The organism is Austwickia chelonae NBRC 105200 (assembly GCF_000298175.1).
Classification (GTDB): Bacteria; Actinomycetota; Actinomycetes; order Actinomycetales; family Dermatophilaceae; genus Austwickia; species Austwickia chelonae.
This window is the reverse complement of sequence record NZ_BAGZ01000008.1, coordinates 617,807-631,800: the sequence shown is the minus strand read 5'-3', so window position 1 is coordinate 631,800 and position 13,994 is coordinate 617,807. Positions and strand designations below refer to the sequence as shown.

Sequence of the window (13,994 nt, the reverse complement as noted above, 5' to 3'; positions counted from 1 at the left end):
GTCATGGCGCTGACCCGCCAGGAGATGGCTGCGCGCGCGGCCCAGGAACTCAAGGACGGCGACTACGTCAACCTGGGCATCGGCCTGCCGACGTTGATCCCCAACTATGTCCCCGAGGGGGTCGAACTGGTCCTCCAATCGGAGAACGGCATCCTCGGCACCGGCCCCTACCCGTACGAGGGCGAGGAGGACGCCGACCTCATCAACGCCGGCAAGGAGACGGTGACGGTCCTACCGGGCGCGGCGTTCTTCGACTCCGCGACGAGCTTCGGGATGATCCGCAGCGGCAAGGTCGACGCGGCCGTCCTCGGCGCCATGCAGGTCAGCGAGGCCGGCGACATCGCCAACTGGATGATCCCCGGCAAGATGGTCAAGGGCATGGGTGGCGCGATGGACCTCGTCCACGGCGCGAAGAAGGTCATCGTCCTGATGGAGCACACCGCCAAGAACGGCGCCCCCAAGATCCTGGGCGCCTGCGACCTCCCCTTGACCGGCAAAGGCGTCGTACAGCGGATCATCACCGATCTCGCAGTCATCGACGTCACCGACCACGGGCTCGTCCTACGGGAACTAGCTCCGGAAGTGACGGTCGAGGAAGTCCGGGAGAAGACCGGGGCGCGCTTCGCCGTCGCGCTTCAGGGGTGAGCGACGGCGAAGGACCGTAGGCAACAGGAACCGTTATTTCCCGCCCTGCCGCGATAGACGGTTCAGCCGACCGGGATCCTGCCGGTCCATCCTGATCCGATCGTCTTCGTCGCAGCGAAACCGCCTTTACCGTCGCCGGGATACAAGCGCAATGCCCCGGAACGGTCCAGCGCGAGGACATCTGGCCTGCCGTCGCCGTCGGCGTCACCGATGGACCACACCGCGGACATGTCCCCCCAGCCCCAACCGATCTGACGTTGTGCGCGGAAACCACCCTGGCCGTCCCCGGAGTAGAGGAAGAGCCCTCCGGCCGTGGTCCGGCCGATCAGGTCGACCTTGCCGTCGCCGTCGAAGTCGCCGGGAGCGATCAGTCCCTCCATGAGCTGCCAACCCGAACCGATCGGAACAGGATTGCTCAGCCCGGCGCCCGCTCCCGTGGAGAGGACCAGGGCCCCGGTCTGGGCGTGGACGGCCACGAGATCGGGCACCCCGTCGCCATTCCAGTCGCCCGGGGAGACCAAGTGCCGGAAGCCGGCCCACCCGTGGCCGATCTGACGTTGCCCCGTCCAACCGCCGTTGCCGTCACCGATGTAGAAGAACAGGCGACCGTCCTGGTGGCGGGCGATCAGGTTCTGCCGACCGTCGGACCCGGAATTACCGATCGCGAAGACCTCGGCCATGTCACCCCAGCCGGTGCCGATCCGGCGGCCGTCGGCGAAGCCACCACGTCCGTCGCCGACGTGCAATGTCAGATTCCCGCTCGAGTCCCGGGCCACGATGTCCGCCTTGCCGTCGCTCGTCCAGTCCCGGGAGCTGTCGGAGGGAGCCGAGACATCGGCGACGAACCAGGAAGAACGCAGACCGAGCTTGGTACGGATCCGTTCCCCGGAGACCTCTGCGCTTCCGCGGTCGCCCTCCACACGGACGGACAGGACCCGTCCTCCCCAGTCTCCGTGGCCGTCCCGTTTGGTGATCACCATGCGACGGAACTGCCCGATGCCGTCCACCCCGTCGAGGCGGCTCGCATCGAAGGTGCCCTTCCAGTCGTGGGGTGAATTGGCGGTCAACCCGTCGTAGGGGTCGGCCTTGGCGACCTGATAGGGCACCGGGCCAGCGACCGTCCAACCGCCGTTCGAGCTGGAGAACTCGGCATGGACCAGCGGGGATGTCGGGGAGCTGCCGCTGCGGAGCACACTTCCTGCGGTCTCGGCGATGGCGGCGTCGCTGCGGGCATCCTCCTTCGGGGTACGGACGCCGTTGACATAGTGGGCTGCCCCGGAGAAGACCTGGCATGTCGTGGTGTCGCAGATGTCGTACCAGGATCCAGCGGCCCGCTGCCTCTCCCGGTAGGCAGCAGCGTAGGTTCGGGCGGCCACGGCCTGTGCCGCGAGCGCCTGCCGGTGCCAGGAGGCCGGCATCTCGTTGGGTACCACGCCGCGCAGATAGGTCTCCATGGGAGTGTGCAGAACGGTGCGGGATGCGCCGTTGACAGTGGTGGCATGGACCGCTCCGCGCATTTCCTGCCAGGTCCCGGTCGGCAACAAGACCCGGATCAGTCCGGATCCGGAGGTGAAAGCGACATCTGCGCCGAAATTGATCCCACTGGTGGTGAACGGTTTCCATGTGCCGGCGGCGTCGCGATACTCCAAGGAGAGTGCAGTTGTTCCTTTGGCCCGCCAACGGGTGTGGTCCGGCCCGACCGGTAGCGTCACGCTGCCCGATGTGCCGGAGACGGTCAGTCCTTCGGTGGGCTCCACGACGGTATCACCGTCGTTGTCGTTGATCGCGACTCGGATGGTGTCCTGGGCGAGTTTCTGCAGGACGGTTCCGGGATAGTAGAAGGACAGGATCGCCCGGTGATCGAGGCCGGCGACCTGCGCAGCCCCGTAGGCCCCGTACTGGCTCATCCCTCGGCCATGGCCGAAGCCGTGCCCTTTCAGCCCCAGTTGGCCCGACGACGGTCTGCTGATGCTCTCTTCGGCGTGGGCCGACAAGGGTGGCGCAAAAACGAGGCAGAGACTGCCTGCCAGAAGTGTGGAAAATGATCGCCGCCAAGTTCTGGTCATCTGTTTCCCTCCTGGATGTCGCCCATATGTCAGCCGCTCTCCAGAGCCACCTCTACACCCTGGAATTACACATAGATTCAAGTTGACTCGCAGGTTCCCCCTTCACGGGGAGAGACTTTCCCGTCAGAGTAGGACGTACCCACATCCCTGTCGACATCAACGAGGAAAATCCATTTCCTTCCCACATCGACCACTTCTTCATGAAAGTTCGGTCATGATGAAAAACATTTCTTCATGACCTTTGTCGAAACCCATGCCGTCGAAGGAGAAAAGTCATGAGCTCCGGCTCCCGTCCGCCTCGTCGACATACTGTCAGCGCCCTCACCATGGCGCTGAGCGCCTGCCTGATCGGCAGCTCGGTCGGCGCAGCCCAAGCAGCTCCGTCGTCCACCCCGAGCACACCACAGGTCACCGTTCGAGACGAGGAGACACCCCGATTCGTCCCGGAGAGAGCGCGGACCCTCCACGAAGGACGCCGTCTGGCCACACAGAGCACGCCTGGACGTGAGGCCGCTGCCGGCCAAGGGTTCCAGCAGGTACCCACCGGGCAGGAGTGCCCGACCGGCAGCAAACGGCAGTCCACCATCTTCAGCCACGGCTTCGAGAACAACGCTCTGCCCTCCCCCTCGGACTCCGACGGCTGGTCCGTCGTGTCCGGCGCCGCCCGTACCGGATCCTTCTCCGCGCGCTCGGTGATCAAGGCGGCCGATCCCAGCACGCAGCCCACGGCTCGGCCCTACTGGCAGATGACTCTGCCCATCCTGAAAACTGCCGGCGGCCGCACCGTCGTCCGGTTCGGGGTCAAGGGCGACTACCTCCGGGAAACCGCCATGGTCGCCGTGAACGGCGCCTCCGGCTGGGCTGCTCCCGCCACCGAATGGGGCACCATCACCCTGGACGTGACCGATGCGATCGCCCCCAGCGACGCCGGAAACATGGATATCCGGTTCGGGAACTACCCCAAGGTCACCGCGACGGACTCGACCATCGACATCGACGACATCGAGGTCTACTCCTGCAGTAACGCGTCGGCGGTCCGCGGCGACTACACCGGTGACGGCGTCGCCGACCTGCTCACCGTCAATAGCTCAGGGGTCCTCCAGATCTGGCCGGGAACCGGTGATCTCCACCTGGGATCCCCCCTGACTGCGGGAAGCGGATGGGAATTGTCCAACTATCTCGGCTCGGCCGGCGACCTCAACGGGGACGGACACGCCGACATCCTCGCCCGGTTCACCAACGGTGACCTGATCGTCTATTACGGCAACGGGCAAGGGGGCTTCAACGGCAGCCAACGGGTCGGCAACGGCTGGGGCGGGATCAACAGCATCACTCCGATGGGAGATATCAACGGCGACGGCCTCCCCGACTTCCTCGCCCGGGACGTCGCCGGCAACATGCGCCGCTACTGGTTGGCCTCCATCGGGGGCGCCCTCACCGGAGGCACCGTCGTCGGTGTCGGATTCAACAATTTCACCTCGCTCTTCTCCATGGGGGACTTCGACGGCGACGGCCGGTTCGACCTCACCGGGATCCTCACCAACGGTGACATGCGGGTCTACACGACCCTGGCCACCGGCGCCTTGTGGGGCGGCGGGCAGAAGATCGGCAACGGTTGGGGCTTCCGGCAGGTCACCAGCCCCGGCGATCTGAACCGGGACGGCCGGCCAGACATCCTGGGCCTGGACTATGCCGGCAATATCCTCGGTTACCCGGTGCTCGGCGGCGGACGGTGGGGAACGACCACGCTGACCGGGAGCGGTTTCGGCGCCTTCCGCCTGATCGGTTGACCACAGGCCGGACACGCAGGATGGGCCCGCCCCCGATCAAGGGACGGGCCCATCCTGTACAACCGGCGTGCCACCGTACGACGGAGGCCGACCGGATCGCTACGTCCTCACAGCTCCACGGTCTTGGCGGTGCTCGCCGACTGGAGTACGGCCTGAGCGACCTTCACCGTGGCCAGACCCTGTGCCATGGTCACGATGTCCGACTCCTTGCCCAGGACCGCATCGCGGAAGGCTTCGTGCTCCAGCAACAAGGGCTCCTTCTTCGCGAAGCCGTAACGGATGCTGTCGCCCTCGGTGACGCCCCGGAACTGGGCGACCCCCTCCCACGGCGTCTCGACCGACCCGTTCGCGTGGAAGGTCAGGTCTGCGGTGAGGGTGTCGACCACGAAGGCGCCACGCTCACCGGTGATGACCGTGACACGCTCCTTGAACGGCGTCAGCCAGTTGACCAGGTGGCTGGTCACGGTGCCGTCCGCCAGCCGTCCGGTCACCGCGACCAGGTCCTCGTACTTGCGTCCGCTCTTGTACGCAGTGTGCGCAGCCACCTGGGAGAAGGGCTGCTGGGTGACCCAGGCGGTCAGATCGATGTCGTGCGTGGCCAGGTCCATGACCACACCCACATCCGCGATCCGGGCCGGGAAGGGACTCTGCCTGCGGGTGACCACCTGGTACACCTGACCGAGCTCACCGTCGGCCAGCCGCTTGCGTGCCTGCTGCAGAGCCGGGTTGAACCGCTCGATGTGACCGACCGCACCCACCAGCCCGGCCTTCTCGAAGGCCGCGCTCAGCCGCTCCGCGGAGGGGGTGTCCTGAGCGAGGGGCTTCTCGACCATGGCATGCACACCGGCAGCGGCCAGCTTCGTGCCGATCTCCTCGTGCAGCGCGGTAGGCACGGCCACCATGCAGTAGTCGATGCCCTGTTCGATGAGTTCCTCGACGGTGGAGAACACGGGACGGCCCTTGGCCACACCGTGCGGGTCGCCGTTGGCATCCGCGACCGCCACCAGGTCGACACCCTCAAGTCCGGCGAGCACCCGGCCGTGGTGGCGGCCCATCATGCCCAGACCGATCAGACCTGCGCGCAGGTTCGCCATCACGCACCTGCCTTCGCGAGAGTGTTGACGGCGGAGACGATGCGCTCGAGGTCACCCTGGGACAGGCTCGGGTGCACCGGCAACGACAGACATTCCCGCGCGGCCAGCTCGGTCTCAGGCAGATCGACCTCGACCTGGAAGGGCTTCAACCGGTGGTTGGGCACCGGGTAGAACATCCCCGATCCGATGTTGAACTCCTCACGCAGGGCCTTGGACAACCCGTCACGGTCCTGCGGGACCCGCACGGTGTACTGGTGGTACACGTGCACGGCGCCCTCGGCGACCGGCGGCGGAGTGACACCCTCGAGGTTGGCCGACAGGAAAGCGGCATTCTCCTGGCGCTTGGCCGTCCAGGCGTCGACCTTGGTCAGCTGCACGCGACCGATGGCGGCGTGGATGTCGGTCATCCGGTTGTTCAGGCCGACGACCTCGTTGTGGTACTGCATCTCCATGCCCTGGTTGCGGTACAGCTTGACCAGGCGTGCCACCTCGTCGTCCGCGCAGGAGACCATGCCGCCCTCACCGGAGGTCATGTTCTTCGTCGGGTAGAGGGAGAACATCGCGAACGTGCCGAAAGCACCCACCGGGGTGCCGTTCAGACTCGCTCCGTGGGCCTGGGCGGCGTCTTCGAAGAGCTTGATGCCCTTGTCAGCGCAGACCTTCGCCAGCTCCGGCATATTGGCCGGGTGCCCGTACAGGTGGACGGGGAGGACCCCGACGGTCTTGTCGGTGACGGCGGCGGCGACGGCTTGCGGGTCCAGGCAGAAGGTGTCCCGCTCGATGTCGACGAACACCGGGGTCGCGCCGGTCAACGCGACCGAGTTCGCGGTGGCGGCGAAGGTGAACGAAGGCACGATGACCTCGGTGCCCGGACCCACACCCGCGGCGAGCAGGCCCAGGTGGAGACCGGAGGTGCCGGAGTTCACGGCCACACACGGCCGGCCGAGGCTGAAGTGCGCCGAGAACTCCTCCTCGAAAGCTTTGACCTCCGGACCCTGCGCCAGCATGCCGCTACGCATGACGCGGGTCACGGCTTCGATCTCTTCCTCACCTATCAGCGGCTTCGCGGGTGGGATGAAGTCATTCATGTCGGCAGGTGCCCCTTTCGGCGATCGACGCGTCGAGCTCGGCAGAGGGGCTGAACCGCCACCGAAGGCTCAAGCCCGGAGCCGCCGAGACCGGCGTTCCGGACGGTGTCGCGCATCTGCGCGCGGCGTTCCGTACCGACTCTATCGAAACAGGACCGGCATAGCGGAACCGCCCATGGCCATCGCACCCGGAGGCCCGACGACCGGACTTTCCTGCGCCAGCCCGGTCTGAGCCCTCCCGCTACCTGCACCCGGACGTGTCAAAGGGGTGGGAACATCCGCAGAACAAACGGATGTTCCCACCCCTTCGAGGAATTCGCCTACCGGGCTTTCTCCGCCAGGAAGAGAGGGACGGTCAGCCCTTGCCGACGACGAGGAAGGTGACCCCCGCGAAACGGGACGGATCCAACGCACGTCGCCCGTCGACCACCACCCGCACCCCGGGAAGGTCTTCGGCACCGAACCCGCGGTAGAGAGCGTGGTCGGCCTGCAGGACGGCCACGTCGACCTGCTCGCCCTCCACCCACGGGGTGAATCCCAATGCGGTGAGCTCCTCGGCGGAGAACATCGGGTCGTGCACCAACACCTGGGCGCCACGGGAGCGCAAGGCCTCGACGGTCGGGAAAACCCCGGAGAAGGCCGTCTCCTTGACCCCGCCCCGGTAGGACGCTCCCAGGACCAGGACCCGTGCACCGGACAGGTCGCCATAGGCCGCAGCGGCCAACCCGACGGTGTAGTCCGGCATCTGCACATTGGCCTCACGGGCAGCACGCACCACCGTCGCCGAAGGGTCGGTGTGCAGGTAGAGCCGCGGGTAGATCGGGATGCAGTGCCCGCCCACCGCGATACCAGGACGGTGGATGTGGCTGTACGGCTGGGAATTAGAGGCCTCGATCACCTGGTAGATGTCAATACCACGGCTGGCCGCGAAACGTCCGAACTGGTTCGCCAAACCGATGTTGACATCGCGATAGGTCGTCTCGGCGAGCTTGGCCATCTCCGCGGCCTCGGCCGTGCCCAGACCCCAGACGCCGTTGCCCCGCTCCAGGTCGGGACGCTCGTCGAAGTCGAGCACCTCTTCGTAGAAGGCCGTCGCCCTGGCCTCGCCCTCCTCGGAGAGCCCACCGACGAGCTTGGGGTACTTGCGCAGGTCCGCGAACACCCGGCCGGTGAGAACCCGTTCCGGGGAGAAGACCAGATGGAAGTCCACGCCTTCGGTCAACCCGGACCGTGCCTCGAGCAGCGGCTTCCAACGGTCCCGTGTCGTGCCGACCGGCAGTGTCGTCTCGTAGGCGACCAAGGTTCCCGGCTTCAACCCACGACCGATGTCCTGCGTCGCCGATTCCATCGCCCGGAAGTCGGGGACGCCGTCGGCGTCGACGAAGAGCGGGACCACCACGACGACCGCATCGCTCTGCGCGACCGCATCAGCCGTGTCGGTGGATGCGCGTAGACGACCCGAGGGCACCAGCTCGGCCAGGTACTCGCCGAGGTGGGCTTCGCCCGGGAAGGGTTCCCGTCCCTCGTTGACCGTCCGGACCAAGTCGGCGTTGACATCGGCGCCGATCACGTCATGCCCCTTCGAGGCAAACTGTGCGGCCAGGGGAAGACCGATCTTGCCCAAGCCGACGACGGTGATCTTCACAGTACTTTCCTCGTTCTTCCGATCGAGGGGCGCGGCGATCGCACCCCGTCTCCGCGGCAAGCAGCACCTACCGGCGCCAGCTTCCTCGGCGATCTTAGAGGTTCCCCGGCCCCTCCCCGGACGCAGCTCCCGCCGCAGCACCGGCCCCGTCCCCATCGGGAGGACGAATCGCCGAACGGCTCAGATCTGCACGTCGGTCGCCGGATGGAACTCCCGGAGCACCCCGGTCAGGGCGTCCACCACCCGGGGATCGTACTCGTACCCCAACCCCAGGTAGATCCGTTCCAGTCCCACCCGGCACTCCTCGGAACGAGACGGGTCGAGCCGCCCCCCGTAATCGTCGAAAGCATTCGCGACCTTGATGATCCGCGCCTCCAGAGGAGCATCGTGCTGACCCGACATGACCCGGTGGTAAGGCACCGCCTGATGCCGGACGAGCTCCGCCAAGGGCATCGGCGGACCGCCCACCCGCAGCACCTCCGCACCGCCGTCGGCGATACGTTGCTGGTCGTTCGTCGCCGCCTGCACGGTGGCGCCACGCGGCAACGGACGCCGCAAACCCAGCTGTCCGACATCATGCACCAAAGCGGCTTCACCCAGCAGGTCGACATCGTGCTCGGGCAGACGCATCCGGCGCCCGATGGCCCGCGACAACTCACTGACCCGGATGCCGTGCCCAGCCGCCACGAAACCCAGCTCCTCCGGCATCCGGGACAACGCCCGAATCGACTGGGCATAGGTTTCCTGGACCTGCACATACCGGCTGACCCCGAAATCGGTCAGGGCGAGCACCGCCAGCACCAGCGGTATCCCGACGAGTCCACAGACCGACACGGTCAGGGCGACCAGCGCCCCGGTCGCCGTCAGCGCAGCCCCCATGGGCACCGCCGAACGCATCTCCGCCGAGACGAACCTGCGCCAGCTCACGCCCGCACCGTCGATCGAACGACCGGCCGAACGCAGCGGAGCCTCGAAGACGCCGGTGAGCGCACCGATCGCCACCAGAACCGCGGCAAGCAACCAACCAGGCCAGGTATAACTGGCGATCTCCAGGGTGCGCCCACCGAAGAGCGGCATCTCCCGGGCGAGAGTCGCCGCCAAGGCGACGGAGAACAGACGCGTCGCGCCGTCGAAGGCCACCGCGCTGTCCCCCAAGGACGCACGCCCACGCCACACCCTGACGAGCAGGCCGAACAGCTGCCCGGTAGCTACCGTGATCAGCACCTCGGCACTCGAACACAGGAAGAGTTCGTCGGGCAGCCTCGTGGTCACCGCCAAGGCCATCCCGGCGGCCGCCGACATCGCCGAGGTCGGCAGACGGCCCGGGATCTCCAGACGGAACTGCTCGGCGATCATGATGACCACCAGGAAGGTCAACAGAACCGGCGCGCCTCCCGACTCGACCCCCCGGAAGACATTTCCCGGCATCAGGACGCACAGTCCCACCACCGCGGCCACGAAGAAGGCCACGATCAACCGGGTCCGCCGGGCGCTCACCGGTGCCCCTTCCCGTACCCGGGCACGACGCTGAACGGGCCGTCGGTCCGGCTCAGGGCCCCCGGCTTCTGCGCATTCGCCGACCGGCCAATCCCCCGGCGGCGGCTCATCGCACCGGGCAGATCGACCCGGTCCGCTCCCGCCACCTCGGGATCCGGTGTCTCGGGGGACGGCCGAGACGCCCCGAGTGCGGTGCCACTCCTCCAGGGTGCCGGGGGAGAACCGTCGGTCGTACTCGACAGCGAGACCTCGTTGACGTCGACCGGGCCGGGCGCACGGTCGACCAGCTCGTCGGCGATGACATCGGACATGGCCGGCAAGGTGTGCTGGTCCCACAACCAGGCGCCCTCGTCGGCCGGATCGACGTAGAGCGACCAGCTACGGCCACGCATGACCTGCGCGAGGATCTCGACGATCTCCGGGTCCAGATGGGCCCCCGCGGACAGTCTCAGCTCGGCGATGGCGTCGGCAGCGCCGATCGCCTCCCGGACGCCTTTCGTGGTGGTCAGGGCGTCGAAAGCATCAGCCACCGCCAAGATCCTTGCCAGCAAAGGAATCTCTTCACCTCGAAGGCCGTCCGGGTAGCCGCGTCCGTCCATCCGTTCGTGGTGGGCACGGATGATCGGCGCCGCATCCGCCAGGAAGTCGACCTCCCGGACGATCTCGGACGCGGTCACCGGATGCGGGATCAGCGCACGTACGTTGGTGTACGGACCGGACCCGCCCCGCCTGGTGTCGGTCGCGCAGAGCACCCCCTTCATCCCCAGGTCGTGCAATTTGGCGGCATAGGTCAACACCTGGCGTTCGTTCTCCCCCAGGGCCAGATGGGCGGCGATCAGCTGACAGACCCGGTCCACCCGGCGCGCGTGCACGGCGAGCCGCCCGTCATGACTGTCCGCCGATGCGGTGAGCAAGGTCAGCACCCGGGCGTGCGCCCGCACCTCGTCGCCGTACTGGACGTACACGAAGCGGACGATCGCCAGCGGGGCCGCCATCAACACCGCGCTCAACGGTCCGACCCCGGCCGCGCCCCAGAGCAGCACGAAGACGAAAGCGATGACCCCGTATCCCAGGTAGAGCGGGACGAGTCCGCGGACGCTGCCCAGCAGCATCGACCGCCAGGAACCCCCGGTGATGACGACCATCCCCCCCAGGACGAGCACGTTCAACAGGCACATCACCAGGTCGGCCATGAACAACGGCAGAGCGACCTGCCAGCCGAGCAGGTCCGGGGCCATCCCCGGCCCCAGATCGTGGACGCCCCCGACCGTCAGATAGGTGATCCCGCCGGCCAAGGACATCAGACCCATCATCAGGCCGTTGAAGGCCGAGACGATAGAAAACCCGTAGGTCCGGTCGGCGAAAGCGGTGACCACCCCGAGCACCCCGGCCGCGATAGGACCGTAGAGCACCAGACAGGCCAACAGGATCGCGGTCGTGAAGGAATTGGCAGCTGCTCCCGTGGGCGTGTCCCGGGTGAGCGCGCTGATCAACGCCATCAGTGCCAGGACGAGCAGGCCTGGAAGCTCTTCGAGGCGGACCGCGCCCCGGGTCCCGACGTACAGGGCCAGAGCCCACCAGACCAGCGCCAGCAGGAGAACATACGCAAAAGGTCCCCGCGACGGACGCGGGGACCTCCCAGTGGGGGCGGGTTCTGACACGAACGACCTCCCTGGGGCGTATATCGGTCGGTTACATCAACGAGCGACGGGGGTCCACCACCAGGTGCGGCGACCGCTGTGCGATGTGTGTGTCATGGATCTATCTCCTTGCCCCCGGGGCTGACGGGGTCGAGTGAAGGGGATTGTTCATGCTTCCGTATGGCTCAGGGACTGTGCGACCGCAACACAAAGTTCTTCATGTGAAAGAACTTCCAGGAGCCGACGCCTCCTTCTTGCCACATCTCAATATTGACACTCTTCCGTGCCCGAGTCGACCACATATTCGAATTCGCCCATAAATCAGACTAAAGATCCAATCATGACTACCGAAGAGATTTATTCTCTCGACAATTGTCCAGAACGTTTGTCCAAGAAATACCTCCCAGATGATTCGCGTTACGAAGGCCCGTTCCGGGCACGCCCCGCCCCGAGCCGACTGCCGCGTCCAGGCCATATGCGACACTAGGTCGACGTATGTCCCCCGCCCGGCCGTCCTGAGCCGGACCCGGAGGACGACGAGCACCACCACGACGAGGAGACGAGCACCATGAGCAAGCGCGCCCGCAAACGTCGCGACCGCAAGAAGAACAAGGCGAACCACGGCCGCAAGCCCAACGCCTGAACCGTTCTTGCACACAAGGAGGGGCTCCACCCGGATCCGGGTGGAGCCCCTCCTTGTTCCTGGCAACGCCTCAGCGATCCCCTCGCTCCACGCGGACGCTCGTGATCCTCGTCATGATCGACCGCCGCAAGGTCGACGGCGCCTCCTCCCCCCGGCAGGACCGGCGGATCAACGCCTTCAACAAGACATCCCGCTGGTAAGCGCTCATGCACTCGCCGCAATCGTCCAAGTGCGCCTGAACCCGTTCGCAGTCCTCCGGGGTCATCTCCTTGTCGATGTACTCGAACACCCGCAACAGCACCTCCGAACAGTCGACATGCCCACGGTGCGTCTCCCCCCGCTCCCGGGAGGGCTCCGGGCCCTGCGCGAACACGCTCATGCCTCGCTCCCCAAGAAACCCCGCTCACGGGCGTAGTCCGTGAGCAGTTCCCGCAGCTGGCGTCGTCCCCGGTGCAGGCGCGACATCACCGTCCCGATCGGGGTCTCCATGATGTCCGCGATCTCCTTGTAGGAGAACCCCTCCACATCGGCCAGATAGACCGCAAGCCGGAAGTCCTCACCGATCGTGGCCAGAGCCCGCTTCACATCGGTGTCCGGCAGATGGTCCAAGGCCTCCATCTCCGCACTCCGCAGCCCTCTCGAGGTGTGCGACTCGGCGCGGGCCAACTGGTAGTCCTGCACCTCGGCCGCATCGGACTCCAGCGGCTGGCGCTGCTTCTTCCGATAGGTGTTGATGTAGGTGTTCGTGAGGATGCGGTACAACCAGGCCTTCACATTGGTGCCCGGCTTGTACTGGTGGAAGGCCGCGAAAGCCTTCGCGTAGGTCTCCTGGACGAGGTCTTCGGCATCGGTCGGATTTCGGGTGGTCCGCAAAGCGGCCGAGTACAACTGGTCGAGATAAGGCATGGCCTCCTGCTCGAACCGTTGCGCGCGCTCGGCGGCGGTCTCGTTCGCCACGTCCACGGCATCAGGTGCCGTGCCGGAGCTGCCGGGACCCGTCACCGTCGACGCCGGACCACCGGCGACATGTGTCGTGTCATTCATCGTTGTCCAGCGTAACGGGGTATTCGCCGGGCCACTCCCCGACCCGGACAGCAAAGCGGGGGAATCGGGAAGACCCGCATGCGAAAGAAACACCGGTGCTCCTCACCAGATCGGCCGTCGGACTGGGAAGGAGAACACCGACCGGGCGGCCGACATTCCCGCGGCACAGCCGACGCGGAACTCCCGACACCCCCCGCAGAGGGCACCAGACCTCCACCGACCTCCTCTGTCCGAGGCCCCGGACACGGTTGCAGCTCGCCCTCCGGCCGATACGGTAGGTGGCAGACCGGCACCCGCATCGTCGCGGTGACGCCGTCCGCACCATCCGACATCGTCAGGAGGAGCCATGACACTGGTACGCCGCGTCGCACGGCCTGCATTGGCCGCGATCTTCGTCACAGGCGGTATCGACGCTCTGCGGAACCCCGGAGGACGTAGCGAACTCGCCCGTCCAGTGGTCGAGACCCTGTCCGGTCTCACCGGCCTGCCCAACGACCCCGCGCTGATGGTACGGGTCAACGGAGCGACCATGGCCCTCGCCGGGCTCGCCCTCGCCACCGGCCGTATGCCCCGGGCAGCCGGCGGCCTGCTCGCCGCCTCGCTCGTCCCGACGACCTACGCAGCCCACGCCTTCTGGAAAGAAGAGGACCCGACCCAGCGCAAACAACAGCTCCTACATTTCCAGAAGAACCTCGGCCTGCTCGGCGGTGTCCTCCTGGCCGCCGTCGACACCTCGGGCAAACCCGGCCTGGCCTGGCGTGCCCGATACGCCGCGCGGTCCGCGAAACGAGAAGCCCGGCTGGCCGCCGCCGAAGCCAAACTCAAAGTCACCCATTGAGGAA

The 13,994-nt window shown here is 66.7% G+C and carries 12 protein-coding genes; 4 read left to right on the top strand and 8 right to left on the bottom strand.

Going from position 1 to position 13,994, the window contains the following annotated elements:
* Positions 1–3 precede the first annotated feature (3 nt).
* Entirely contained in the window at positions 4–645 is a 642-nt protein-coding gene (locus AUCHE_RS09510; RefSeq protein ID WP_006503087.1) for a CoA transferase subunit B, read from the top strand.
* A 62-nt stretch (positions 646–707) separates the two neighbouring features.
* Here the strand turns inward: AUCHE_RS09510 and AUCHE_RS15685 are convergent, their stop codons facing one another.
* A complete protein-coding gene (locus AUCHE_RS15685) occupies positions 708–2,552 on the bottom strand; it encodes a SpoIID/LytB domain-containing protein (RefSeq protein ID WP_006503086.1) in 1,845 nt (614 codons plus the stop codon).
* A 434-nt stretch (positions 2,553–2,986) separates the two neighbouring features.
* Here AUCHE_RS15685 and AUCHE_RS09495 point away from each other — a divergent pair, with 434 nt between their 5' ends.
* The gene (locus AUCHE_RS09495) at positions 2,987–4,501 is read left to right on the top strand and encodes an FG-GAP repeat domain-containing protein (RefSeq protein ID WP_006503085.1); all 1,515 of its coding nucleotides are present in this window, start codon (positions 2,987–2,989) and stop codon (positions 4,499–4,501) included.
* 107 nt (positions 4,502–4,608) lie between these two features.
* Here the strand turns inward: AUCHE_RS09495 and AUCHE_RS09490 are convergent, their stop codons facing one another.
* From AUCHE_RS09490 to AUCHE_RS09470, 5 genes are all read right to left on the bottom strand, one after another.
* On the bottom strand, positions 4,609–5,595 hold the full coding sequence (locus AUCHE_RS09490) for a Gfo/Idh/MocA family protein (RefSeq protein ID WP_006503084.1): 987 nt from the start codon (positions 5,593–5,595) through the stop codon (positions 4,609–4,611).
* Entirely contained in the window at positions 5,595–6,683 is a 1,089-nt protein-coding gene (locus AUCHE_RS09485) for a DegT/DnrJ/EryC1/StrS family aminotransferase (RefSeq protein WP_006503083.1), read from the bottom strand. The genes AUCHE_RS09490 and AUCHE_RS09485 overlap by 1 nt, the downstream gene beginning before the upstream one ends.
* A 355-nt stretch (positions 6,684–7,038) precedes the next feature.
* The gene (locus tag AUCHE_RS09480; protein ID WP_006503082.1) at positions 7,039–8,328 is read right to left on the bottom strand and encodes a nucleotide sugar dehydrogenase; all 1,290 of its coding nucleotides are present in this window, start codon (positions 8,326–8,328) and stop codon (positions 7,039–7,041) included.
* A 180-nt stretch (positions 8,329–8,508) separates the two neighbouring features.
* Entirely contained in the window at positions 8,509–9,825 is a 1,317-nt protein-coding gene (locus AUCHE_RS09475; RefSeq protein ID WP_052024854.1) for an HD-GYP domain-containing protein, read from the bottom strand.
* Positions 9,822–11,486 (bottom strand): HD-GYP domain-containing protein, encoded by a 1,665-nt coding sequence (locus tag AUCHE_RS09470; protein ID WP_006503080.1) that lies wholly within the window; start codon positions 11,484–11,486, stop codon positions 9,822–9,824. Before AUCHE_RS09470 ends, AUCHE_RS09475 begins: the two co-directional genes overlap by 4 nt.
* Positions 11,487–12,033: 547 nt before the next feature.
* Here AUCHE_RS09470 and AUCHE_RS17900 point away from each other — a divergent pair.
* Positions 12,034–12,108, top strand: coding sequence for a 50S ribosomal protein bL37 (locus tag AUCHE_RS17900; RefSeq protein WP_370626381.1), 75 nt, complete (start codon positions 12,034–12,036; stop codon positions 12,106–12,108).
* Between the two features lie 70 nt (positions 12,109–12,178).
* On the opposite strand, the gene rsrA is transcribed toward AUCHE_RS17900, so the two are convergent.
* Together rsrA and AUCHE_RS09460 are read right to left on the bottom strand one after the other, a co-directional pair.
* Positions 12,179–12,487 (bottom strand): mycothiol system anti-sigma-R factor, encoded by a 309-nt coding sequence (gene rsrA / locus AUCHE_RS09465; RefSeq protein WP_006503079.1) that lies wholly within the window; start codon positions 12,485–12,487, stop codon positions 12,179–12,181.
* A complete protein-coding gene (locus tag AUCHE_RS09460) occupies positions 12,484–13,245 on the bottom strand; it encodes a sigma-70 family RNA polymerase sigma factor (protein ID WP_006503078.1) in 762 nt (253 codons plus the stop codon). The genes rsrA and AUCHE_RS09460 overlap by 4 nt, the downstream gene beginning before the upstream one ends.
* A gap of 253 nt (positions 13,246–13,498) precedes the next feature.
* Between AUCHE_RS09460 and AUCHE_RS09455 the strand changes: the two genes are divergently transcribed.
* Positions 13,499–13,990 (top strand): DoxX family protein, encoded by a 492-nt coding sequence (locus AUCHE_RS09455; RefSeq protein WP_006503077.1) that lies wholly within the window; start codon positions 13,499–13,501, stop codon positions 13,988–13,990.
* The last annotated feature ends 4 nt before the right edge of the window (positions 13,991–13,994 follow it).